Raw genomic sequence first — 24,816 nt, 5'->3', positions numbered from 1 at the left:
TTTATTCTTCCAAGGCTGCGCCAGCCGCAATGGCGGGAGACCATTGCAAGTGCTGACCACCATCTAACGCCAGCATTTGCCCTGTAACCGCTGGCAATGCCAAAAACGCCAAAGCCGCACGGGCCACTTCTGCCGGAGAGGTACCATGCCCCAACGGCACAGAGGCACACTGGCGGGCAAACTGCTCATCTGACTGGCGGGTGCTGGCCAAAGCAGGCCCCGGCCCAATAGCATTAACCCGGATACCGTGCGGCGCCAGCGCCAACGCCATAGTTTTGGTAAGTGTCCATAACGCGCTTTTAGACACCGTATAACTCACAAAATGCGGGGTAAGAGACCACACACGCTGGTCGAGCATATTGAGAATAAGCCCCTCGGCAGGCTCAGGCAGCGCTTTGCCAAATGCCTGCATAAGCACAAATGGGGCACGCAGGTTGGGCTTCATGTGCTCCATCCAGCTCTCACGCGTGCAGTCGTCCCACTCGTCTCGCTCAAAGGTAGAGGCATTATTAACCAGCACCCCAAGTGGGCCACCCAGCGCATGTGCGGCATCAGCCACCAGTGGCTCTACCTCTTCCTCTCGCATAAGGTCTGCTTGCAGCAAGCACGCCTTGCGGCCTAGGTCACGCACGGCCTGAGCGGTTTTTTCGGCCTCGGCTGTGTTGCCACGGTAATGAATAGCCACATCAAACCCGGCTTGCGCCAACGCCAAGGCAAGGGCCTGCCCCAACCGGGCCTTACCACCTGTGACAAGCGCCCTACGCGGTATTTTATCGGAAATGGGGAAAAAATTTTCAGCCATGCCTGTTCTCTTTAAAAATGCTGCCGGGCTGGTGCGCGGGTGTTACGCAGGCCGCCGTGCCCCAAGGGCTGCGGCCAGTGTGCCATCATCCAACACGTCTAGCGCACCGCCAACGGGTACGCCTTGGGCTACGCGGCTTACGGCAACCCCTTCGTACTGGCTGAGCTTGTCCATAAGCCAATGCATGGTGGTTGCGCCTTCAACCGTTGCGCCAAGGGCCAAAATAACCTCTCGCACGCCGCCGCACTCAAGCCGGTCAAGCAAAGAAGCAATATTGAGGTCTTCCGGCCCGATACCCGCCAACGGAGACAACGTGCCCCCTAATACCTGATACACCCCACGGTGCACCCCCGCACGCTCTAGCGCCCACAGGTCACCCACTGTTTCAACCACGCACACAACGCTACGGTCGCGCACGGGGTCGGTACAGATATGGCAGGGGTCTGACGTATCAAGGTTGCCGCAGGTTGTGCAGGTTTTAACGGCCTGTGCTGCGTGGTCTAGCGCACGGGCCAAGGGTACAAGGCGGGCTTGTGGCTCACGCAAAAGGTGCAGGGCAATACGGCGGGCAGAGCGCGGGCCAAACCCCGGTAAACGCCCAAGGAGCTTGATAAGCTGCTCTATTTCATGCCCACGCATGCCCTGCCCTTTTTACCGTGTGCCCTAACGTATGCCCCACTGCGTAGGCTCTTGTTTTAGAAAGGCAGTTTCATGCCTGCAGGCAGGTTAAGGCCACCAGTTACTTTTTGCATTTCTTCTGCTGCTTTTGCGTCCAGCTTGGTGCGGGCATCTGCACAGGCGGCAAGAATAAGGTCTTGCAGCATTTCCATCTCTGTTGGGTCAGCCAGCTTGGGGTCGATGGTAATGGAGCGCATGTCACCCTTACCGCTTAGCACCACCTTGACCATACCTGCACCGGCAGACCCATCAATGCTCATGGCTTCAAGGGTAGACTGCATGGCTTCCATTTTAGCCTGCATCTGGGTTGCTTGCTTCATTAATCCGGCAAGGTTTTTCATGCTCTTACTCTCCTTCAGTCTAGGCGCACACCGTGCAGCCTTGCCACAGGGGGCCTGTGGGTATGGTCTTTAATAAACGTTAAACCAAACGGGCTGTTGCCCGCCTAGTCCATGGACGAACCCGGGTCAAAGGGTCGTTCATCATCGTCCAGAAATTCTGCATCAAGCGGGGCAAAAAGCAGGTCTGGCACCTCTTCGGGTGGCAGGCCGTACTCATCTAGTGCGTGGTCACGCACTTCGCCCAGTTCTGCATCGGGAAAGGTTGCCAGTATGGCTTTTACCAGCGGGTGTGCCTCTGCCGTGCGCCGCTGGAACTGAATAATTTCAGCGCCTTGCTGGTCTAGCGTTGGCTCCCCTTCATCACGCGAGAGGGTAACACGCCACGGGGTTTGGGTCGCCTCTTGCAGCACGCGTTGCAGTTGCTTGCCAAGGTCTGCCGGTACACCAGCTTGTGGCCGGATACTAATATGCCCCGGCGTAAAAGACACAACATGCACAGCGTTACGCAGTAACCCGTGCAAGCTGGCCTTGCGCTGGTCGCGTACCAAAGCCACGGCCTCGCGCCATGTTCTGGGCATGGGGGGCACGTCTGGCTCTGTTGCAGCCGGTGGCGGAGGTATTACCTCAGCAACAGGTTCTACCGCAGGCTGTGGGGGGGTAACTTCTTGCTGGGGGGGCGCAAGGGGAGCTGCTTCTACCGCGGCTAAAGCGGTGCCGCCCACCATACGCAACGCCGGGCCTTGCTGCGGCCCGCCACCCTGCAAGGCAGAGGGCTGCAAAGCAGCCTGAGGCGGCTGAGGTGTAGCACTACCGGCTATAGAGCGTGTGGCCTGCACAGACATGGCCCCGCCGCCACTGCCACCTGAGCCTGAGCCTGAGCCTGAGCCTGAGCCTGAGCCTGACGCACCACCGCCCTGCTGAGCCGACAAGTGGCGAATGACCTCTTCGGGCGATGGCATATCTGCCACAAAGGCTAGGCGTATCAGCACCATATCTGCTGCCGCTCTACGGTCTGGTGCGGCCTCAACTTCCTGCACGCCTTTAACCAGCATCTGCCATGCCCGCATTAAAACGGGTACGGGCAGTGTTTCAGCTAGTTCAGTACCTCGCACACGCTCGGCCTCTGGCAAGTCTGCCGAGTCGCGTAGGCTGGGTACCGCCCGCAAGCGTGAAATTGTATGCACCAGATCCAGCATGTCGGTCAGCATAAGGCCGGGGTCTGCACCGCGTGCATGGGCGGCATCTGCCAAGGCAAGTGCTTTATCTGGCTTACCGGTCATGACCGCTTCAAGCAGGTCAAACACCACTTGCCGGTCTGCCAGCCCCAGCATGTCGCTTACCAGTTCGGCCCCAATTTCTGGGGCGGAGCCATCTGCCGCCGTGCCTTGGGCAATGGCTTGGTCAAGCAAGGACAACCCATCACGCACAGAACCATCTGCCGCGCGGGCGATAAGAGCCAAAGCATCTGCCGAGAGGCTAACCTGCTCTTTTTGGGCAATGCGGCCAAAAAGGGCGGTTAGGTCTGCTTGGGGTACGCGCCGCAGGTCAAACCGTTGGCAGCGTGAGAGTACCGTAACCGGCACTTTACGCAGTTCTGTGGTGGCAAAAATAAATGTAACCTGTGCGGGTGGCTCTTCTAGCGTTTTAAGCAACGCATTAAAGGCGTTGCGCGAGAGCATATGCACTTCGTCAATAATAAAGACCTTCATGCGCCCTTGCATGGGGCGAAAGCGCGTGGCCTCTATAATTTCGCGCACGTCATCTACGCCGGTGCGAGAGGCGGCGTCCATTTCCAGCACATCTGGGTGGCGGTCGTTGAGAATGGCAATGCAGTTGGCACACACACCACACGGGTCTGGGGTGGGGCCGCCGTTACCATCTGGGCCAATACAGTTAAGCGCACGGGCAATAATACGGGCAGTTGTGGTTTTGCCCACACCACGCACCCCGGTAAGCATAAAAGCATGCGCCACACGCCCTAACGCAAACGCATTACGCAGCGTGCGCACCATTGCTTCCTGACCAATAAGATCATCAAACGTGGTGGGCCGGTATTTACGGGCCAGAACACGGTAAGGAGACGCTGTGGGCACCTGTGCCGGAGCGGAGTCTGTAACTATTTTTGGGGGCTGTGCTGCCGCGGGCTCATCACCAAACAGACCGGGGCCTTCCATTACAGGAGTGGGAAGCCCCTCATCCTGAGAAAGCTCGGCATCGGTCTTATCGGTCATGACAGTTCCGAAGAGTGAGAGGTCACGCCTGCAGAGCCGTTAAGTAAAGCTGGGCGGCATAAGGTGGAAAGCCGAACAATGACCCGGACGAAACTCACTGTGGCTGCTTCCTTCCGGATCTGACCAGGTCAACAAGGTATCCGTCCACTGTCGACTTTCCGCCGCAAGGGATAGCACCAAAAAGGGGCCTCTGCCAACCCTGCACATGGCGGGGCTGTGCAATAGGCGCATGTTTGTGCTTGGCCCCATAGCCCAGAGCACGCTAGGACAAAAAAACGCACCCTAAAAAGTGCGCCTGATTTAGCGTGCGTTGTTCCCCTGTTTGCAGAAAGTGTGCCCGTGCCCGGTTTAAAAACTCTTACCCTCCTGCCCGCTCTCTTTATGGCCATGCTGCTTTGTGCCCCACTGCACGCCCGAGCGGACGACGGAGATGACGCAGAGGTACGCAGCAAAGTGCCCAACGCGCAGCTACAAAAAGAACTGGCCGTGCTTCAGTTTAAGCCCGAAGCAGCGAGCGAGGCCTGCGTGGAGTCGTTAAAAGAGCTGCACAAAACACAGGCCCTGTTGGAGGAAGAGCAAAAACACTCCAACGACCAAGACCTTGCCGTGGCACAAGACGTGCTGGAATCAGATTTTGAAAATTCTATAGAAATGTGCGCCCCAGACGTACGCAACCTGTGCGAAACGCCAAACCCAGACGTTAAACTGGTGCAAACATGCGAAAAACTAGGCGGCCTGCCTGATACAGCCGACCGAGCAGCAGACTAACAACCACCCAGCCAAAATGGTGTGAGAAGGCCTGTACGCACAAACTAAGCTGGGGCGGCCTACGGCACTACGGCACTACGGCACTACGGCACTACGGCACTACGGCAGGGGCTCTCGCATACTTGCCTACCGCGCAAGACCATAGTGTGCATTCAGCCAAAATTTTTGCGGCACACTTGGCACTGAGCAGAAAAGACCACAGTAATACTCCCGCAAAGCAGGCAGGAAACACGAGGTTTTCTGCCCATACACCGCAGCTAAACCAGCCTTAAAGGCTGGGAGCTGCGAAGGTATTACACTGCTGTATATCGCCCGAAGAAAACCCACGGCTAAACCATTCTACACGCTGTGCTGATGTACCGTGCGTAAAGCTATCTGGCACAACATAGCCTTGTGCCTGCTTTTGCAACCGGTCATCACCCACGGCGGCGGCCGCATTCATGCCTTGTTCTATATCGCCATTTTGTAAAATGCTTTTGGCATCGTTTGCACGTTTGGCCCATATACCTGCAAAACAATCGGCCTGTAGCTCCAGCCTAACAGAACTGCCACTGGCCCCTTTGTCGGGCGCGCCACTTTGGCCGTTTTCAACCTGTGCCATAATACCCAGCTCATTTTGCACATGGTGCCCAACCTCATGTGCCACCACATAGGCTTTGGCAAAGTCTCCCCCTGCGCCAAGGCGGTTTTGCAGTTCCTGAAAAAATGCCAGATCAAGATAAACTTTATGGTCTGCCGGGCAATAAAATGGCCCGACAGATGTTTGGGCATACCCACAGGCAGACTGTATGCCACCCGTAAAAAGCACAAGCCGGGGGTCGTGGTATGTGCGGCCCATCTGTTTAAAATAAGCGCCCCATGTATCTTCGGTAGAAGCTAATATTTGTGAAATAAAACGTTTTTGGGAATCGTTTTGCGGCACAAGCCCTTGGTTGCTCTGTGTGCTCACCACCCCAGAAGAAGACCCACCATCAAGCAGGCCCATAACCAGCCTAGGGTCTACACCAAAATAGAGCGCGCCCAACACCAATATAAGGCCACCTATACTGCCAATACGTATAGGCGAGCGCCCGCCCCCACCACCGCTTCCACGTTGGTCATCAACATTATCACTTTCGCGCTCATCGCCCAGACGCATTGTGTTTTCTACCTTGTGCAGCAAAATGGTAAGGTCTGTATAACATGTAATACGGCGTCTTAAAAAAAAACAAACTGCACACTAAAGAAAAAACAGAAGTGTTATAAAGTAATACCTTCTGGTTCTCCCTCCAGCGAACACTCAAACCCTATTCCAAAAATGAGCGTTACAGGCTCACCGAAGAGGAGTTGGTGAACAAGATATATTTTAAATCAGACACTTAGGATTTAAAAAACAAAAACGCGGCAGGGTAGCCTGCCGCGTTTTTTATAAAACACTATACTGTAACCAAACTGCTTTACTGCGGCAGCTTCATAATAGCCTCTAGCCCTTCTTGGCAGCCTAAAACGGCTGCTTTTTCTTTGGACGTAAGGGCTTTTTCTGCTGCGGCAAGAGTGTGTGCCTCGGTTACTTTTACAAGCCCTACTAACCTGTCTGGGTTAATAGGCTCACCCGGTTTGCGAGCCGGGGGGAGCATAGCCACATGGGCGGCAAGCAGCCCTGCATCGGCACGGAGGCCACGCAAGGCGTCTGTCGGCAAAGGGGGAGTATCTTCTGCTTGCACGGCGGCTTCAGTTTTACGCAACACGTCTGGGGTGTTGGTTTCTTCTGGTACAAGCAAAAGCCCAGCTTTACGAAACGCCAAACCCGCAGCGCGGCTACTGGTAAGTGCAACCAGCGGAATTGAAAAAACCAACCCCAGCAAAACGGGTGTCATCCAGAAGAAAAGCGAGGGAGAAACCACCCACGCTCCACAGCCCAACACCAAGCCAAATAGCGTGAATTTACCGTATTGCTTAACCACCACCATAAGCGGGAACCCGCCGTCATCGCGCCGCTGGGTATTCCAACCTGAGTCGTGCCCCGATAAAATAGACACCACGCCAGAGGTCTGAATAAGCATGGCAATAGGGGCAATAAGGCCGCCAATAAAGGTTTCTACCAGCATAGACAAAGCAGCCCGTATAGCGCCGCCACACCCTTTACGGGTTACGCTGTCAAACAGCAGCGCAATATAAGCCAGCATTTTAGGGGCAAGCAGCACCAACATAGTGCCTATAAACACATACTTAGCCTGCACGGGGTCAACATGTGGCCAGTGTGGGTAAAGGGTTTTTGTGTCGCCAAAATATTCAGGGCGTTGAAAATGCGCCTGAAGCGAAATCAAAATACCCGTTAGCAAAAAGATCAGCCATAGGGGCGATGTAACATACGCACCAATGCCCACAAGCATGTGCATACGGCTAACCCAGTGCAAACCTTTGGTAGGCAGCACTTTAACGTGCTGCAAGTTGCCTTGGCACCACCGGCGGTCACGAATGGCCACATCGGTCAAAGATGGTGGGCTTTCTTCGTAAGAGCCATCAAGCGCTGGCACCATATGAATAGCCCAGCCACCCCGGCGCATAAGGGCGGCCTCAACAAAATCATGGCTGAGAATATGCCCACCAAAAGGGGGCCGCCCCGGTACATGGGGCAAGCCTGCTTGCCCAGCAAATGCACGGGTGCGAATAATGGCGTTATGGCCCCAGTAGTTCCCTTCTGAGCCATGCCACCACGCAATACCATGCGCAATAATGGGGCCATACACGCGGCCAGCAAATTGCTGCATGCGGGCAAACAGCGTGGTACCACCCACAATAACCGGCAGGGTCTGAATAAGCCCAACGCCGGGGTGCTGCTCCATAGCGGCCGCCATACGCACAAGCGTGTCACCCGACATAACGGAGTCTGCATCCAGCGTAACCATTTGGGGGTAAGCCCCGCCAAAGCGGCGCACCCACTCGCCTACGTTACCGGCTTTGCGCTCTACGTTATTATGCCTGCGGCGGTAAAAAATAGTGTTATGGCCCCCCGTTTGCTCGCGCAGGGCCAAAAAAGCCGCTTCTTCTTCTACCCACACATCTGGGTTTGTTGTGTCTGAAAGAATAAACACATCAAACGCATGGCCCTGCCCGGTTTCCTGCAAGCTGGTATAAATAGCTTTAAGCCCGGCCATAACCCGGTGGGGTGGCTCGTTATAGGTTGGCAGCAACAAGGCGGTACGGGTTTGCAACGTAGGCAGTGGGCCAGAGCGCGTAATACCTAAACCCAACCCGCCCCGTGTCACGAGCGAGAAAAACCCCGCAAGAGAGGACGTAAAAGCCAGCGCAATCCAGATAAACAGTGCCACAAACAGCACGAGCATAATCAGCCCGAGCGAGGTCACGCCATTAGCGTCTAGCACCATATGGGTGCGCCATGCACCAAAGGCTGTAAGCAGCAAAGCCGACCCCACAACCGCCAAGCGGCGCAGGGCAATTGTGCGTGGCTCGGTTACCGGGGTGCGGGGCCGCCCTTCAAAATTAGGGGCAGCGTGCAAGTCCTGCACGGGCATGGCAAGCGGTGCTTCGGGCGGGAGAGCCGCTGCCATATGGTGTGTAGGGCTGATTACCTGTGCGCTTAGGGTGTCCACCGGTACAACCACTCTTCTGAAATGGGGCCACTATCGGTTGCCAAGACTGCGCGCAGTTCGGCCACTTTTTCGTCTCCGGGTACAAATTCAAACGTTGTACGCCAGCCTTTAACGTTGGGGTTAGGCTCTACCACCACATTGCGAATTGTACCGGCAGAGGCCTGCGGCACCAAGTGCAGGTGCGTATCAAGCGGCAAGTGCTCAAGCGGGGTGCCCACAAAGTCTATAGCAAAGAAGCGGGCGTTTTTATCATCCACCACAGAGCCAACCCGTGTTGCCCCAATGCGGGCCAAAGAGGTGGGGAAAGGGTTATCCCACCCCCAATACATACGGTAGGTAAAGCTGTATTCCTTACCCGCAGCCAACGGGGCTTTAGGCCGCCAGAACGACACGATATTATCGTTCACTTCGTTCGGGGTTGGAATTTCAACCAAATCCACCCAGCCTTCACCCCAATCTCCGATTGGTTCTATCCAGAGCGAGGGCCGTTTTTCGTAGTTCAGGGCAAGGTCTTCAAAGTCTTGAAACTGGCGGCGGCGCTGCATAAGGCCAAACCCGCGTGGTGATACGTCATTAAATGCCGAAATCTGGAGGTCGAGCGGGTTCCGCAAGGGCCGGAAAAGCTGCTGGCCAGCCCCTGTCCACATTTGCAGGGCTTCGCTGTCGTGGGCAGCGGGGCGCCAATCATCTACGTGGTTGTGGTCGTTGGCATCAAAGTAGAACATGCCGGTAAGGGGGGCCACACCCGGCTGCTGAATAGCCGTACGCGGGAAGAAAGTAGACTGCACGTCAAACACAGTCGTATCACCGGGGCGAATGGTAAAGCTGAACGCTCCGGTTACAGAGGGGCTGTCCATCAGCGCATGGATAACCACAGATTTAACGTTAGGCTGGGGTTTTTCGAGCCAAAAAGCACGGAAGAGCGCAAACTCCTCCCCCTTTGGGTCACCCGTGCCGTTGGCAAAACCACGGGCAGACAAGCCGTAATTCTGCCCCTTAGCCACAGCCCGAAAATAAGACGCCCCCAAAAATACGCAAAATTCTTCCATAACACCGGGGGTGTTAATGGCAGTACGCAGCCGCAAACCGGCAAAACCAAGGTCTTGCTGCACTTCAAGTGCGGGGTCGCTATAGGTAAACAGGTCGGAGCTATAGGGCACAGCAGCAGACTGGCCGTCATTGACCTCAAAAATCTCTATCCGGGGTTTGTATAAAAACCCACGCGGAAAAAACTCGACATCAAATGCCAAATTATCGCTGTGCCACAGGGCGCGGTCTTCGCGGTAGGCAATACCGCGATACTGGTCAAAATTCAGGTTTTCAATGGCTTTTGGCAAAGACTGGTCTGGCCCTTTATAGGGGGCCGAGGCCAACCGTTTGGCTATTTGCCTTACGGTGCCATCATCAAACGCGCCTGTTGCCCCGGCCAGCACCTGTGCCTTGTTGTCTTGTGCTTTGGCCTGACGCACGCTGGTCTGTGCCAATGTGGCAAGAGTTGCCCCGGCCCCAACCCGCATAAGGTCGCGTCGTTGAATGGATGATGACACACTAATCTCCCGCATTCCGTTATGTGACGGCATGATAGTTTGCAGCTTCTCACCAAATGAATAATTTTGCGATACGGCTTTTTAAGGGCATGGCCCCTCTGGCTGCGCCAGCAGGCGCGTGAGCTTGGTTAGGCTGGCGGCACTGGCGCGCGCTGCCTGTTGCTCAATATCTTTATAAAGATGCAATACGGTTTGGCCTGTTTCGGTCAAAACCGCGCCACCACCACCGCCGGGCCGGGTGGCCACCAAAGGCTGGGCAAACAAAGAGTTAAGGCTGTCTACCAAAAGCCATGTACGGCGGTAAGACATACCCATAGCCCGCCCCGCAGCAGAAATAGAACCCGTCTCGGCCAGTTGCTCCAGCAACTTTATTTTTCCGTGCCCAATGGCAGGCTTACCATCTGCATCAAGGCGTAGGGTTAGTCTTAGGCGTTGCGGCATTAGGCAGCCCCTTGCTGTGGCATACCTGCACGCATGATACTATGACCACTCATCTGTTCTCTTACTGACCGGCTCAAAGCAAGGCATTCTTTTGTCATGACACCTTTAGCACCTATCATCTGGCGCGCAATGACACCAGATGATCTTGACGCAACCCAAGACCTAGCCGCGCATATCCATACGGATTACCCAGAAAGTCACGAAGTTTTCACACAAAGGCTGACTGTTGCACCAGAAGGGTGCCACGTTTTAGCCAGCCCCAACGGCCTTGAAGGCTACATGATAAGCCACCCGTGGCAGGGCACGATCACCCCCGCCCTTAATACACTCTTACCCCCCCTGCCCGCACACCCAGACAGATGGTACATTCACGACCTGGCTCTCTCTGAGGCTGCACGCGGGCAAGGCTTTGCGCAGCAAGCCATAACCTTGGCAGAACAAGCTGCCCGTGCCCGAAAGCTGGCGCGCCTTACGCTGGTTTCAACCCGCCACGCCTTGCGGTTTTGGTACAAACAAGGCTTTGAGCCAGAAACCATCCCCCCGGCAGAACACACCATACTGGCCAGTTACGACCCCGAAGCCCAACTGCTCTCACGCGCACTCTCCCCCTAACCGGCGGCAGATAGCCCAAACCGATACAGGCGTAAGCAAACAGACCTAACCACGCGTTTACGCCTGAAATAAAGAGCCTCGGGATACCCTTACCGGGGCAGCGCCGTTTATACGGCGCTTAAAAAACCAACCTGCACGACCTTTAGAAGCTAGTGTAAAAACACGGCATTGCAGGCTGGTTGAGCATTTTCATGAATCCTATAAAGGCGGCCATACAACGAAGCGTTAGAGCTGCCGCAGTGGCCAAACACACCGTGCGCACGCACCAAAAGACAGACCTGCCCGACCTAAGTATTTTTTGAAACAGCCCCCTTGGCTGTGCCGAGAAACACCGTGCGGCACACCATATAAAAAAAGCACTGGCACGCTCTTTGAAACAGCATGCCAGTGCTCAGTTTTACAGCTTGTAAAGCGCAGAGGGCTAACCCAAGCGCCTTATAGGCGGCCTTTAGTCTTCTTCAGCTTCGTGCGTGTCTGGAGAAACCATCATGGCCTCAGCCACAACACCGGCATGCTCGCGCACTTTTCGTTCAATTTCAGCGGCCATTTCAGGGTGGTCACGCAGGAACTGTTTGGCGTTTTCGCGGCCTTGGCCAATACGCTGGCTATCGCACGAGAACCACGCGCCTGACTTTTCAACCACACCGGCTTTCACCCCAAGGTCAATAAGCTCACCAACCTTGCTAATGCCTTCGCCGTACATAATGTCAAATTCAACCTGCCTGAAAGGCGGGGCCATTTTGTTTTTGACCACCTTCACGCGGGTTTGGTTGCCCACCACTTCGTCTTTATCTTTAATTGACCCAATACGGCGGATATCAAGACGCACAGAGGCATAAAACTTAAGCGCGTTGCCGCCTGTTGTGGTTTCGGGGTTGCCAAACATTACACCAATTTTCAGACGGATCTGGTTCAAAAAGATCATCATGGTGTTAGAGCGGGCAACCGAACCCGTCAGCTTACGCAGGGCTTGGCTCATAAGGCGGGCATGCAGGCCCACGTGGCTGTCGCCCATGTCACCTTCAAGTTCGGCACGCGGCACAAGGGCTGCCACACTATCCACCACCAGCACATCAATGGCACCAGAGCGCACCAAGGTATCAGCAATTTCCAGTGCCTGCTCGCCCGCATCTGGCTGGCTGATCAGCAGGTTATCAATATCAACACCCAGCTTTTTAGCGTAGCCGGGGTCTAGCGCGTGCTCGGCATCGATAAAGGCGCAAGTGCCACCGCGTTTTTGCGCTTCGGCAATAGCGTGCAGTGCCAAGGTGGTTTTACCAGAGCTTTCTGGGCCATAAATTTCAATAACGCGGCCACGCGGCAGGCCACCAATGCCCAGCGCAATGTCTAACCCCAAAGACCCGGTGGGAATAACATCAGCCTGTTCACGCGGGCGCTGGCCCAAACGCATGACAGAGCCTTTCCCAAAAGCGCGCTCAATCTGACCTAATGCGCCTTCAAGAGCTTTTGCCTTATCCATGCTTTTACTTTTCCCTTCGGCCTTTGGGTTCTACCAAAGACGCATCACAATGGCATTGCCACGCTGGCACAGCACTTTTCCGACACAGCGCGTTTGTTCAAAACGTGCCACAAAAACAACCTTGCTCGCAATGTGCGGGCTGGGCTGTCTTTTGTTTTAGCACTTCTTTAACTATTCGGTTTCCTTCTGTTCTAAATAGAACAAAATAAGAACAATTCAAGCCAAAAACAGGCGGCTCTCTGCCGCCTGTTTTTGCTAGCACCCCATTAGGGCAAGCTAGACGCTTATTTTTGCACCCCACCAGATGAAACCGCTAAGCCACTGCCGCGCGGGTCTGTCCAACCAAAGCACTTGCCACTATCACCCGGCAAGCCCGCCGGGCAGGATACGGAATTACCACGCCCCGGCCCACTGCTAACCTGTGGCTTACCGCCAGCCAGTGCAGCCTGTAGGGCAACAGCCGCTGTATCAGCTGCAACATTCTGGCCAGACGCGGTAGCCGCAGCCCGGAACTGCCCACTCCCTTGGTGCGCAATAGCCGCCGTAAACAACGGCAGCGGCAAACGAGCCGGAGAGGCCCCAAGCACCACACCGGTAGAGCCAGCAACACGCCCTGTTCCAAACAGGTTGTTCATGCTGAGCGCACAGCTCACAACACCACCCTGCCGGTCTGTTACGATAAAGGAGGTTGACGCGGGCAGTGCCGGAAGGGCTGCACCACCGGGCAAATTGCCAGAATTGAGCAGAGCCTGTGCCGCAGCAACATTTGCCGCACTGCCTTTGGCAGAGGCACGCCAGCCCGCCACAACGGCCTCACCCCGCACTGTAGCGTGGTTTTGCCCACCGGCAAACACAGCCGCTGTACCCAAACCACCATCGGCTGGTGGGGGCAGAAAACTAATATCGACTCCATTTGCACGGAGCATAAGTGGCGCAGAAACCGCAGCTATGCTCGCACGCAGGTCTTGGGCGCTTAACCCACCCCCTGCGGCTTGGGCGGCCTGCACAAAGGTTTGTGCCAAAGACCCTTCGTACAGGTCACCTACACCTGCAATGCGAATCCGCTCCAGCGCCCCAGCAAGGCGTGGCTGCACCATAAGGTCGCTGGTTTTGAGCACACTGCCATTGCCGTTGCTAAAAATGGCGTTGGTTTTTTCATCAGCCAACAAAGGGGCTTCAACCGCGCTCATATCTGCCGCCAGCAACGGGCTTACCGGCACACCAGCACGCGCCATGTTGCGGGCAGGTAAAACAAGCTCACCAAAGTCAACACTGCCGTAACGCAACTGCATAAGGTACAGGCCACGCGCCAGCATAGGCACAGAAGCAGGGCGGTCTGCCCCTGCTTGCGCCTGCCCTGCTTTAGGCAGGAACAAGAAAGCCTGCCCCTGCGGCTGGCCCGGTTTCCATGCTAAGCAGGCCCCACCTGCCCCTAAAGACGCACGAGAGGGCAAGGTGACAGAAAGCGCCAAACCCAGTGCGGCGGCGGCATCAGCCGCGTTACCACCCTTTGCCAGCACATCACGCGCGGCTAGGGCTGCTTGGGGTTCATCTGCAACAACTTCACCAATAAAGCCTGCTACAGTGCGTGGTGGTGCGCTCTGCCCAGATGAAAACATGCTGCACGCCGTAAGCGACGTTGCCAGCAGAAGCACCCCCATACGGGCCGGAGCTGAAAATAACGGCGTAAGCCGGGCAGAACGGGCTTTTTTAAAACGCTCGGACACGCCTTAGTCTCTCCATCTCTCTGGTCACCCTGTTTGTGGGCACTTTTGGCTCTCTTCCCGATTAACCCCGTTCTGCGCTGGCAGCAACACGCGGGCCGCATTTCATGCGGAGTTTTCGGCACTCAGCGCCAGTATTACGGCATTCCCATAGTGCAGGTTCTGCTTTACGCTCCGCAATATGAAAAAGCTGCTCCCCCTTTCTTTCCGGCGGTATGCCCTTGCCGGGGTTACCTGCCTGTCCCTGCTGAGTGTTGGCACACCCTTTGGCCACGCGGCTGAAACCAGCTTTACACCGGCCCAACGCGCAGAAATTGTGACAATACTGCGTAACGCGCTCAAGACAGACCCGAGTATTCTGTCTGACGCCATTACGGCCCTGCAAACACAGGCTGCGGCACGCAAAACCTCTTCTGCCCTAGATGTGGTTAAACGCGACCGCGCTAAGTTTGGCCAAAGCAACACAGATGTTGTGCTAGGCAACCCCCACGGCACGCTTGAAGTGGTCGAATTTTACGACCCCCGCTGCCCCTACTGCCGCAAAGTCTTGGCAGACCTAGATACCCTAGTCGCTTCTGAGCCAGACCTGCGCTTGGTTGAAAAAATTGTACCCGTGCTAGGGGCCAACAGCGTGCTAGACACGCAGGCCATTTTAGCCGCAGGCCTGCAAAACGCTTACAGCAAGTTCCAAAAAGCGCTGATGAGCGATAGCGCAAGCCCTTCAACAGACCGGATTCGGCGCGTGGCCCAACATGTAGGCCTAGATGCAGACCGCTTAATTGCCGACATGAAAAACCCAAAAGTGCTGGACACCATGCGCCAGAACCTTGATCTGGCCCGCTCCATAGACCTTGAAGGTACGCCTACCTTTGTGATTGGGGATAAAGAAATTATTCCCGGTGCTGTGTCTTTAGAAGAACTCAAAGCCGCACTGGCCCGCCTACGCAAAGCTCAATAACGTAAACGCCACACCACAAAAAGGGCCGCTACCCCTGTATAGACTGGGTAGCGGCCCTTTTTATATCTGTGCGGCCAATAAACACTATGGCGCATAACTTAAAGGGGCAGGGCGCAAATAACCTGCCCGCCCTCCGTTTTACCCAATCGTTACGCTACTGCTTCTTCAGCAACGGCGGCACGCAAAACGCCTTCTTCCCGTAGCAGTATGGCAAGAGCACGTACCATATCGTCCATCATTTCATCGGTATGGAAAGGGCCAGGGGTTAGGCGCAGGCGTTCCGTCCCTTGTGCAACGGTGGGGTAGTTAATGGGCGTTGCGTAATGGCCGTACTCGTTGAGCAAACGGCGGCTAATGCGTTTGCAAATTTCAGCATCGCCAATGGGTACGGGTACAATGTGGCTTGGGGTCATGGTGAAGGGAATACCCGCAGCCCGCAAGCGCTGGCGGAAGGTGTTAACCCGTTCAAAAATGGCCTCGCGCCGCCAATTTTCAGCCCGTACTTTTTTAACGCTCACCAAAGCAGCCCCAACAACAGAAGGCGGCAGAGCTGTTGTAAAAATAAAGCCCGAAGCGGTAGAGCGCAAAAAATCTACAATTTCAGCCGAGGCCGTAATGTAGCCGCCATGCACCCCAAAGCCTTTGGCAAGGGTGCCCTCAATAATATCAACCTGATCCGCCACCCCATCACGTTGGGAGACACCGCCGCCTTCTTCCCCATACAGGCCAACGGCATGCACTTCATCAAGGTAGGTCAGAGCGTTATATTTACGGGCAAGGGCACAAATACCGGCAATATCAGAGATATCGCCGTCCATGGAATAAACGCTCTCAAAAGCAATTAGCTTAGGGGCATCTGCTGGGGCTGCGGCTAGTTTGGCTTCAAGGTCGGCTAAATCGTTATGTTCAAAAATAACGGTTTGGGAGCCACGTGCGCCCTTAATACCCGCAATCATGGAAGCATGGTTCATGCGGTCAGAAAAACAGATCCAACCCGGCATAGAGGTTAAAATGGTCTGCAAACTGGCTTGGTTAGACACATAACCAGACACAAAAAGCAGGCCAGCCTCTTTACCATGCAGGCTGGCCATTTCGGCTTCTAGCTGGGTGTGTAGCGGGCTGGTGCCTGCAATATTGCGCGTACCACCCGCACCGGCCCCATGTTCACGTATGGCCGCAATAGCGGCCTCCTGCACTTCGGGTACAACGCCCATGCCCAAGTAATCGTTGGTAGACCACACAACAACCTCCCGGCCTTCTGGCAGGGCGGGCACATCTTCTTCATACAGCGGAAAACGCTCAGCCAACCGGGCAAGCGGGGTAAAGGTACGGTAACGCCCCTGCTGCCTAATGGTGTTAAGTGCCGTATGGCAGTGCTCGTAAAACGGATGCCGCGCGTTTTTGATCAATCCCACGCTACTACTCTCCTCGCGTCGTCAGAAACGGTCGGGGCACGGCACGTGGCCCTTCGGCCGTCTGGCCGGTCTTTAACACAATCTTCACAGTAAAAAATGTGATGTTATCGCACATACACCCTGACAAGGGGCTTCGTCACGGTCGAATCCGGCATAGCGGTTATTTCCACCTGCTCTGGTGGGGCGCCAGCCTCTGTCATGGTCTGTGCCACAGCCTGCCCATCACCTTGTACCAAGTGAATAAGCGCCTGTTGGTCGTGGACGCTATCGCCAGACACTGGCACCAAGCATTTTACAGTAAACAGAATATTGGGCTTACGGGCCAGTGCTTTATGCACAATCTGCTCAACGGGGTGCTGCCACGCGCTTACCGGGGTACCCTCAACCAACTCAATAAGGGGTGGTATAGGCACAACCACTGGTGGGGGTGGAATATAGGGCTGAGGTGCCCTACCCGCCTGCGGGTTAAAGGTTTTTTGGTCTACCAGCTTGCAGCCACTTAACCCGACAACCGCCCCCGCCACAAGCAGCAGCTTAACAGCAGGCCGCGGCATACGGGTATAAACAACACAAGGCATGGCTGGCATTTCTCCACTCGTACGCTAGGGCGGGGTCTTTAACTCTACCCTGTTTTGCGCCCATTGCGGCCAGACGCAAGGCAGACAGCGCAACAGACGCAAAAAAACTGCTGTCTATGGCATGCTACAGCCATGCAAATCGACCAAGGCCCTCCCCCCTTGCCCTTCATGGCGCACACCGTTAAGGAGCAAAGGCAGAGTGATGAGAAGACCTGTCACCCATGATCAGGCCCGTCACACAAGGCAGGCACATGGCAACAGCCAGTACCACAGACCCGCACCTTTCGCATGAGGACGGAGCCCTCTCCGCCCAACAGATTGGTGTTGCGCGCATGAGCCATACGGCCCGGCTGCTGCTACAGGCTGAAAACCTGCCAGACCCCACCTTTGACCTGCTTAGTTTAATGTGCCTGCCCGTTACCGCGCTGTGGTGCCGTGTCTTACGGTTTGACCCCACAGCCCCAGACTGGCCAGACCGAGACCGCTTTGTCGTACCCTCTACCACCATGCTGCCCCTACTTGGGGCCATGCTCACACTAACAGGCAACACCGCCCATACCCACACCCCATTAGAATATGGCCGCCACCCCGCCATAGAAGTAGCCCCCGGCCCTGCAGGGCAAGGTGTTGCCGCCGCTGTTGGCATGGCCTTGGCAGAGCAACAGTCTAGCCTGCGTTTTGGCCGCTCTTTGGTAAACCACCGCACATGGGTTTTGGCACAAGATACAGACCTTGCCACCGGGGTCGCGATGGAAGCCGCCCAGCTTGCAGGCCGTTTTGGGCTAGACCGGCTGGCCATGCTGGTTGCCCCGCCCTCGGCCACTCAAGGGTCTGAATTTGCAGACTCGCTGGCCCGTTTTAGCGCCTCGGGCTGGACAGTACGCAAGGTAGAAGCCGATAACCTGCCCGCCATTACCTCTGCCCTGGCAGCAACCTTGCGGGCCAGAAAGCCCACACTTATTGCCTGCCTGCCCTCGGCCTCTCCCACATCATCCCTTGGGGTGCACCTGTTACCCGAGGAAGAACTGACAGGCCCATGGAGTGCCACCGCACGGCGTGGGGCTTCATCGCGCCGGTCTTGGTTGCGGCGCTTTGCGCGGCACCGGCAGCGTGCAGCTTTTGAGCGCGAACATCTGCGCCAACGCCCAGCCTTGTTTGAAGAAGACTGGCACCGCGCATGGCAATGGCACATGCGCTCAACGCACGATACCTCAACCCAAGAAGCCGGGCTTGCTGGCTTGCACGCCCTGTCAGACATTTTGCCAGAACTTGTGTGCCTGACAGCGGCCTCTGCCTACACAGCGCCATCTGCCATGCAGGAGCACACGGGCAAACGCACCCAGCCTGCCACAGCCAACAAGCTCGATTGTAATATTCAAGAACACGGCATGGCGGGCCTGCTTAACGGCCTTGCGCTGCATGGGGGCCTGCTACCCTGTTGCGCCGCCAGCATGATGACCGTTGACCGCATGCGCTCCGCCCTACGCATGGCCGCCCTCATGCGCCAAAAAATGCTCTATCTCTTAACAGGAGATGGCTTGGCCATGGGTGATGGTGGGGGTGGTTGGCAACCCGTAGAGCAGTTGGCAAGCCTGCGCGCTACACCCCACCTGGCCGTTTTTAGACCCGCCACGCCAGATGAAACCTTCAAATGCTGGGAAGCAGCGCTTGAATGGCAAGGCGGCCCCGCCGTGTTGGTATTATGCCCCACACAAGGCAGCACCCACACTGTACCCCACGCTTACTACGGTAGTGCCGCACGTGGGGGGTATGTGGTGTCCCAACCAGAAAAAAGACAGGTCACGCTTATTGCCTCTGGCCCAGAGGTTGCCATTGCGCTCGAAGCATCGCACCATCTGGCCGAACGCTCTATTCAGGCCGCTGTTGTGTCCATACCGTGTTGGGAGCTGTTTGCAGACCAACCTTCAAGCTACCGCCAGAAGGTACTGGGCACCGCAGGGTTAAGAGTGGGCATAGAAGCGGCTTCCGGCTTTGGGTGGGAGCGCTGGCTTGGCCCCGAAGGAGTTTTTGTTGGCATGGATGATTTTGGCACATCTGCCCCGGCCAACGCCTTGTATGAGCGTTTTGGCATTACCGCCGAAGCGATCTGTGAAAAGGTGGAGCACCATCTTTTTGCCTCTGGTGCAATACGGGGGCTTACCCCACCCGCACCACACCAGCCCCGGGCGCACGCACGGGGACCGTAACTGACACGACCATGGATAAAAACGGAGAATAGAAAATGGCAGTCAAAATCGCGATCAATGGCTTTGGACGTATTGGCCGGCTTGTCCTGCGTGGGCTGATTGAAAGCGGACGGACCGACGTTGTGCCCGTAGCCATTAACGACCTTGGCAGCGTTGAAGACAACGCCCACCTGCTGTCTTACGACAGTGTGCATGGCCGCCTGCCCGCCGATGTTAAGGTTGATGGCAACAAACTTATTATTACCGCCAATGGCCGCACATGGGCACCCATTACGGTTTCTGCCGAGCGTGACCCCTCAAAAGTACCTTTCCAAGGTGTTGATGTGGCCATGGAATGCACAGGTCTTTTCACGTCCAAAGAAAAAGCCGGGCAACTGTTGCAGGCTGGTGCACGCAAAGTGCTTATCTCTGCCCCCGGCACAGATGTAGATGCAACCATTGTTTACGGCGTAAACCACGACGTTCTGACCCCAGACATGACCGTTATTTCCAACGCGTCCTGCACCACCAACTGTCTGGCCCCTGTTGCCAAAGTGCTTGAAGATACCTTCGGTATTGAGCGCGGCTACATGGTCACCATTCACTCCTACACCGGCGACCAACGCACCGTAGACACCCTGCACAAAGACCTGCGCCGCGCCCGCGCTGCTGGCCTGAACATGATCCCGACCTCTACCGGTGCAGCCCGCGCTGTTGGGCTCGTGCTCCCGCACCTTAAAGGTAAGCTCGATGGCACGGCCATTCGTGTGCCAACCGCCAACGTGTCTCTTGTCTCTCTCGACTTCGTACCAAAAAAAGTGCCGGGCTCTGTTGAAGAAGTAAATAATGCCCTGAAAGCGGCCTCTGAATCTGGCCCGCTTAAAGGCATTCTGGCTTACTCAACCGCACCCTTGGTCAGCTCAGACTTCAACCACGCTCTGGCCTCTTCCAGCTTCGATGCAACCCAAACCTCTCTAGTAGATGGCGGTAAACTGGTGCGCATTTGCTCTTGGTACGATAATGAGTGGGGCTTCTCCAACCGTATGGCTGACACAGCCGCTCTGTTCGGAAAACTCTAATGGCTGTTATCCCTTTTAATACGCTCGATACGCTCGACCCACGCGGCAAACGCGTGCTACTGCGCGTTGACCTGAACGTGCCCATGAAGGATGGGGTCATTTCTGACCTCACCCGTATTGAGCGCGTTGTGCCCACCATTGCCGAACTGGCAAACAAAGGTGGCCGCGTTATTGTGCTCAGCCACTTTGACCGCCCTAAAGGCAAAGTTGTGCCCGGCCTGTCGCTGCAACCCATTGCTACGGCACTGGCAACAGCGTTAGGCAAACCGGTAAGCTTTGCCCACGATTGCATTGGCCCTGATGCAGAAGCGGCTGCGGCCTCTTTGCAAGATGGCGAAGTGCTGTTGCTTGAAAACACCCGCTTCCAACCGGGTGAAGAAACCAACGCGCCAGACCTTGCCGCAGCCCTTGCAAAACTGGGTGATATTTACGTTAACGATGCGTTTTCAGCCGCGCACCGTGCCCATGCCTCTACCGCTGGCGTGGCAGAGCACCTGCCCTCTTACGCAGGCCGCTTAATGGAAGCCGAACTGGCCGCCCTAGATGCCGCCCTTGAAAACCCACAACGCCCAGTTGGGGCTATTGTGGGCGGTGCAAAGGTTTCTACCAAGCTGGCCCTGCTTGAAAACATGCTTGAAAAAGTGGATGTTTTGGCCGTAGGCGGCGCTATGGCTAACACGTTTCTTGCCGCCAAAGGCTATAAAGTTGGCAAGTCTTTAAAAGAAGACGATATGCTGGATACAGCACGCCAAATTATAGAGCAGGCTAAAGCCAAAAACTGTGAACTAATTTTGCCAATTGATGTTGTTTTGGCAGAAGATTTCATGGCAGGGGCCCCAACTGCTGTAGCCGCGGTTACAGATATTCCTGATGGCTGGATGGCTCTCGACGTTGGGCCAGAAACTGTTGCGCTACTTAAAACCAAACTGGCGGGCCTTAAAACTCTGGTCTGGAACGGCCCGCTTGGCGTGTTTGAGCTTCCACCGTTTGATGAAGCAACCAACGCCGTAGCGCAAGAAGCAGCCCGCTTAACCAAAGCTGGCAACCTTAAAACCATTGCAGGTGGGGGTGATACTGTTTCTGCCCTACGCCACGCAGGTGTTTTAGAAGACATGACCTACGTTTCCACCGCCGGTGGTGCGTTTTTGGAATGGCTTGAAGGGAAAGTGCTACCCGGCCTAACAGCCCTTAGCACCACACTGGAACGCACTATTCCAGTTTAAGAAAACATAGTTTTTCTTAAAAGGGCTGCTCATATAATGTGAGCAGCCCTTTTTTATTATTTTCGTTTATAGAAACAATAAAATTTTGAAACTCTCTTTCAAGAAAAATTATTTCTAAAACTACAAACAAATACTCTTGGTAGCCACCTTAAGTGCAGCCTAAGCAAGAACCTGTTTTAAAAACTCTGAAGCAAGAGCTAGTCAGGATATTTTTCGACTATATAGGCTACTTTAAAACCATAACTCTACTGTATGAGGGCAAAAACCACCCCTACCGATGCAACAACACGAACATGGGGAGTCTAAGCGACTTTTAAAATAGCCCCTCATAAGCCTTACAAGCTAATTTGCACCAGAAACACCTTGCTTAAAGCCGTAACATGCCTTGTAAAGGCACCTATTACGTTACAAAAACACGGCGAAAGTTCTTAATACTATTTTTCAAAATTAGCCTTTGAAAATTGTATGTTTTGATAAAAATATGACTACTTACGCCTTATTCACGACGCAGCACTTGATCTGTCATGAAAGACGCCAACTTGCCCGCAACAAAGTCTCGCTTTAATGCCGCTTCATCATAGTCACGCTCAACCCATTCCAAGAAAGGCAAGCGCCCTTCCCCCTCGGCCTGATAGCGCAGAAAAAAGGCATCCAAAATACCAGTGCGGGAGCTGTTAAAATGGCCATACCGCCACGATAACTGCTTAAGCGCCTCTGCCGCAGTTCCACCTTCAAACAACACCACCAACCCAGAAGCTAAACCTGCCCGGTCTGCCCCAGATTTGCAGTGCATGAGTATAGGAAAACCCAGCGTTTTATATAGCCCGGCAAAGCGCAAAATACGGTCTCTGTGGGGGGCACCACGGCTTTCAAATGCCATATCAACATGCGCAAGGCCTAGCTTGTGCGCTGCCGTGCGTGAAAGCGCATCTGAGCCACACTGCCTATGGCCACGCAAATTGACCAATGTACGCAAGCCATAACGCTGCATAGCGCGCTTTAGCCGGGCAGGGGTAGGGTGGTTGCAACGGTATACCTTACCCGGCACAACAGCCTGAAAATTTGTCCATACCAACCGAAACACAGCATGATCAACAAACAGGCTATCAACCCAAGCCCGCCTACGATCTGCCCGAGACGTTATCTGACCTTTGAACACTCTAAACTTACGCCCCTGTCTGTGTTGGCTTGAAACTATATTTTACCATTATGCACTGGCTCAGATGTATAACTTTGCCTAAACACGACGTTTACGTCAAATTTTCTGTTCTTATAGAGAAATAAAAAATGTTAATTTAAATATTTTTCTAAGCACTTACATATTACTCAGCAACAATATCCCGCATGAACATTACAATATTTTTTGAAAATAGAGAAAAATCATCGCTGCTTTTAATTTTATTCCAAATTAAGTGTCATAAAGGACAAATCTAACCAGCGGCCAAATTTTGTGCCGACCTGCCGCATAGTGCCAGCCTGCACAAAACCAAGCTGTGCATGCAACCGGCACGAGGGAGCATTTTCTGCCTCAATACCCGCAACCATAACATGCAGGCCTGCGGCTTTTGCACGCTCAATTAACGCCTGCATGAGCAGACGCCCTATGCCCCGCTTCTGGCAGTTAGCCCGCACATAAACAGAATGTTCAACCGTATAGCGGTAGCCCTCAAACAAGCGCCAAGGCCCATAACTGGCGTACCCCACCACAACACCTTGAGCAGCGCAGGCTACCAAAACCGGAAAACCAGCCTTTTGTCTTTCCGATATCCATTGGGCACGGTTTTGCACATCAACGCAGGTTTCGTTCCAAATGGCTGTGGTATGCTGCACGGCATAATTATAAATTTCAGCCAAAGCCTGAGCGTCCTGCGCGGTTGCATCTCTTACGGTGATCATAGGGCACTCTCGGTCATATTTTTCCAAAAATTAGCTTGCAACACGCAACACTAAACTGAAAGGCCAGATGCTATCAAAAAGACACTTCACTCTCATCTCGCTTCTTTTTCGCGCATACATGCCGTGTTTTTACGCCACTATACCCTGTGCATGGTTAGCCATAGCCGCCCGTTAAATAACAAAATACCTTAAAGCCCCACACTTCTAAACGTCTAAAATAGCCATTACCCGGTGCCTAAGCCGCTTACCATATGGCCACTCAACTCCTACAGAACACCGGCTCACACCCAGCTTAACGCCGCCTGCTGCCAGCCAACAAAAGTCTTTTTGCACAAGACATTTGTAAGATAAGGCCATTATATACTCTGGTTATTTGGCAAAGTTCTTAAAAAAATACGCAATAAAAAAAACCGGCCTGCATAAAGCAGACCGGGCTTTAAACGCATGCGCAAAATGATGCGAAAAATCTTACACTTTGCGTTCGAGCTGCAACTCTTTAATCCGGCCAATTGCTTTGGCTGGGTTCAAGCCTTTGGGGCATGTTTGCGTGCAGTTCATAATTGTGCGGCAGGCATACAACTTGAAAGTATCTTCAAGTGCGTCCAGACGGTCACCCGTGTGCTCATCACGGCTGTCTGCAATCCAGCGATAGGCTGCCAACAACACTGCTGGGCCTAGGTAGCGGTCACCATTCCACCAGTAAGATGGGCAGGAGGTTGTGCAGCAGAAGCACAAAATGCACTCCCACATACCGTCAAGCTTCGCACGTTCTTCAATGCTCTGCCGGCGCTCTGCATCAGGCGGTGGCGCACTGTCAGACTTCATCCAAGGTTCAACAGAGCGCAACTGTGCGTAGGCACCATCAAGGTTAGACACAAGGTCTTTTACAATTGGCATATGTGGCAGCGGGTAAATGCGCACATCACCTTTAATGTCTTTGATGGGTTTAAGGCACGCCAGCGTGTTTTCGCCATCAATATTCATAGCGCAAGACCCGCAAATCCCTTCGCGGCAAGACCGCCGGAAGGTAAGCGTGGGGTCTACATCGTTTTTGATATGAATAATGGCGTCCAGCACCATTGGCCCAATAGTGTCCAGATCCAGTTCGTAAGAATCCACCACTGGGTTTTTGTCATCATCAGGTGACCAACGGTACACCTTGAAAGTTTTGACATTTTTTGCCCCAGCAGGTGCCGGATAGGTTTTGCCTTTACCAATCACGCTGTTGCGCGGCAGTCTGAATTCGACCATTTCTACCTCCCTT

General features: G+C 54.6%; 21 protein-coding genes and 1 other RNA gene. 6 read left to right on the top strand and 16 right to left on the bottom strand.

The window, feature by feature from the left end:
* Position 1: 1 nt before the first annotated feature.
* The 5 genes from Abor_RS05660 to ffs all read right to left on the bottom strand — a co-directional run bounded on the left by Abor_RS05660 (position 2) and on the right by ffs (position 4,212).
* Positions 2-802 carry an SDR family oxidoreductase gene (locus tag Abor_RS05660; protein ID WP_048840856.1) on the bottom strand — a complete coding sequence of 267 codons (801 nt, stop codon included), beginning with the start codon at positions 800-802 and terminating at the stop codon, positions 2-4.
* 42 nt (positions 803-844) lie between these two features.
* The gene (recR, locus tag Abor_RS05655; RefSeq protein WP_048840855.1) at positions 845-1,441 is read right to left on the bottom strand and encodes a recombination mediator RecR; all 597 of its coding nucleotides are present in this window, start codon (positions 1,439-1,441) and stop codon (positions 845-847) included.
* Between the two features lie 56 nt (positions 1,442-1,497).
* Positions 1,498-1,821 (bottom strand): YbaB/EbfC family nucleoid-associated protein, encoded by a 324-nt coding sequence (locus Abor_RS05650; RefSeq protein WP_048840854.1) that lies wholly within the window; start codon positions 1,819-1,821, stop codon positions 1,498-1,500.
* A gap of 104 nt (positions 1,822-1,925) precedes the next feature.
* Positions 1,926-4,052, bottom strand: a complete 2,127-nt coding sequence (locus Abor_RS05645; protein ID WP_048840853.1) for a DNA polymerase III subunit gamma/tau — start codon at positions 4,050-4,052, stop codon at positions 1,926-1,928.
* A 62-nt stretch (positions 4,053-4,114) separates the two neighbouring features.
* An RNA gene (gene ffs, locus Abor_RS05640) (signal recognition particle sRNA small type) lies at positions 4,115-4,212 on the bottom strand.
* A 179-nt stretch (positions 4,213-4,391) separates the two neighbouring features.
* Between ffs and Abor_RS05635 the strand changes: the two genes are divergently transcribed.
* A complete protein-coding gene (locus Abor_RS05635; protein WP_179193374.1) occupies positions 4,392-4,820 on the top strand; it encodes a hypothetical protein in 429 nt (142 codons plus the stop codon).
* Between the two features lie 268 nt (positions 4,821-5,088).
* Here Abor_RS05635 and ypfJ read toward each other — a convergent pair whose 3' ends face one another.
* The 4 genes from ypfJ to Abor_RS05615 all read right to left on the bottom strand — a co-directional run bounded on the left by ypfJ (position 5,089) and on the right by Abor_RS05615 (position 10,401).
* Positions 5,089-5,958, bottom strand: a complete 870-nt coding sequence (ypfJ, locus tag Abor_RS05630; protein ID WP_048840851.1) for a KPN_02809 family neutral zinc metallopeptidase — start codon at positions 5,956-5,958, stop codon at positions 5,089-5,091.
* A 298-nt stretch (positions 5,959-6,256) separates the two neighbouring features.
* Entirely contained in the window at positions 6,257-8,413 is a 2,157-nt protein-coding gene (gene mdoH, locus Abor_RS05625; protein ID WP_261767201.1) for a glucans biosynthesis glucosyltransferase MdoH, read from the bottom strand.
* Positions 8,401-9,960, bottom strand: a complete 1,560-nt coding sequence (locus tag Abor_RS05620) for an OpgD/OpgG family glucan biosynthesis protein (RefSeq protein ID WP_244877870.1) — start codon at positions 9,958-9,960, stop codon at positions 8,401-8,403. Before Abor_RS05620 ends, mdoH begins: the two co-directional genes overlap by 13 nt.
* A gap of 81 nt (positions 9,961-10,041) precedes the next feature.
* Complete coding sequence (locus tag Abor_RS05615; protein WP_048840849.1) at positions 10,042-10,401, bottom strand: winged helix-turn-helix domain-containing protein; 360 nt, start codon at positions 10,399-10,401, stop codon at positions 10,042-10,044.
* A gap of 96 nt (positions 10,402-10,497) precedes the next feature.
* Between Abor_RS05615 and Abor_RS05610 the strand changes: the two genes are divergently transcribed.
* Positions 10,498-11,013 carry a GNAT family N-acetyltransferase gene (locus Abor_RS05610; protein ID WP_048840848.1) on the top strand — a complete coding sequence of 172 codons (516 nt, stop codon included), beginning with the start codon at positions 10,498-10,500 and terminating at the stop codon, positions 11,011-11,013.
* A gap of 448 nt (positions 11,014-11,461) precedes the next feature.
* Here the strand turns inward: Abor_RS05610 and recA are convergent, their stop codons facing one another.
* A complete protein-coding gene (gene recA, locus Abor_RS05605; protein WP_048840847.1) occupies positions 11,462-12,493 on the bottom strand; it encodes a recombinase RecA in 1,032 nt (343 codons plus the stop codon).
* Between the two features lie 284 nt (positions 12,494-12,777).
* Positions 12,778-14,154 carry a gamma-glutamyltransferase gene (locus Abor_RS05600; RefSeq protein WP_084594394.1) on the bottom strand — a complete coding sequence of 459 codons (1,377 nt, stop codon included), beginning with the start codon at positions 14,152-14,154 and terminating at the stop codon, positions 12,778-12,780.
* A 244-nt stretch (positions 14,155-14,398) separates the two neighbouring features.
* Between Abor_RS05600 and Abor_RS05595 the strand changes: the two genes are divergently transcribed.
* Positions 14,399-15,175 (top strand): DsbA family protein, encoded by a 777-nt coding sequence (locus tag Abor_RS05595; protein WP_084594388.1) that lies wholly within the window; start codon positions 14,399-14,401, stop codon positions 15,173-15,175.
* A gap of 149 nt (positions 15,176-15,324) precedes the next feature.
* Here Abor_RS05595 and hemA read toward each other — a convergent pair whose 3' ends face one another.
* Complete coding sequence (gene hemA / locus Abor_RS05590; protein ID WP_048840846.1) at positions 15,325-16,590, bottom strand: 5-aminolevulinate synthase; 1,266 nt, start codon at positions 16,588-16,590, stop codon at positions 15,325-15,327.
* A gap of 104 nt (positions 16,591-16,694) precedes the next feature.
* Entirely contained in the window at positions 16,695-17,168 is a 474-nt protein-coding gene (locus Abor_RS05585; protein ID WP_232014979.1) for a hypothetical protein, read from the bottom strand.
* A gap of 251 nt (positions 17,169-17,419) precedes the next feature.
* Here Abor_RS05585 and Abor_RS05580 point away from each other — a divergent pair, with 251 nt between their 5' ends.
* Genes Abor_RS05580 through Abor_RS05570 form a run of 3 tightly spaced genes read left to right on the top strand, consistent with a single transcriptional unit; the run spans position 17,420 to position 21,656 of the window.
* A complete protein-coding gene (locus tag Abor_RS05580; protein WP_048840844.1) occupies positions 17,420-19,375 on the top strand; it encodes a transketolase-like TK C-terminal-containing protein in 1,956 nt (651 codons plus the stop codon).
* Between the two features lie 35 nt (positions 19,376-19,410).
* Positions 19,411-20,433, top strand: a complete 1,023-nt coding sequence (gene gap / locus Abor_RS05575; protein ID WP_048840843.1) for a type I glyceraldehyde-3-phosphate dehydrogenase — start codon at positions 19,411-19,413, stop codon at positions 20,431-20,433.
* The gene (locus Abor_RS05570; protein WP_048840842.1) at positions 20,433-21,656 is read left to right on the top strand and encodes a phosphoglycerate kinase; all 1,224 of its coding nucleotides are present in this window, start codon (positions 20,433-20,435) and stop codon (positions 21,654-21,656) included. The genes gap and Abor_RS05570 overlap by 1 nt, the downstream gene beginning before the upstream one ends.
* A 496-nt stretch (positions 21,657-22,152) precedes the next feature.
* Here Abor_RS05570 and Abor_RS05565 read toward each other — a convergent pair whose 3' ends face one another.
* From Abor_RS05565 to Abor_RS05555, 3 genes are all read right to left on the bottom strand, one after another.
* Complete coding sequence (locus Abor_RS05565; protein WP_048840841.1) at positions 22,153-22,815, bottom strand: tyrosine-protein phosphatase; 663 nt, start codon at positions 22,813-22,815, stop codon at positions 22,153-22,155.
* A gap of 239 nt (positions 22,816-23,054) precedes the next feature.
* Positions 23,055-23,552 (bottom strand): GNAT family N-acetyltransferase, encoded by a 498-nt coding sequence (locus Abor_RS05560; RefSeq protein WP_048840840.1) that lies wholly within the window; start codon positions 23,550-23,552, stop codon positions 23,055-23,057.
* 468 nt (positions 23,553-24,020) lie between these two features.
* Positions 24,021-24,803, bottom strand: coding sequence for a succinate dehydrogenase iron-sulfur subunit (locus Abor_RS05555; RefSeq protein WP_048840839.1), 783 nt, complete (start codon positions 24,801-24,803; stop codon positions 24,021-24,023).
* Between the last annotated feature and the right edge of the window lie 13 nt (positions 24,804-24,816).

Origin of the sequence: Acetobacter orientalis, assembly GCF_000963965.1 — a bacterium.
GTDB classification, from domain to species: Bacteria; Pseudomonadota; Alphaproteobacteria; order Acetobacterales; family Acetobacteraceae; genus Acetobacter; species Acetobacter orientalis.
Note: the sequence above shows the minus strand (reverse complement) of the source record. Positions and strands in the feature narration are given on the sequence as shown.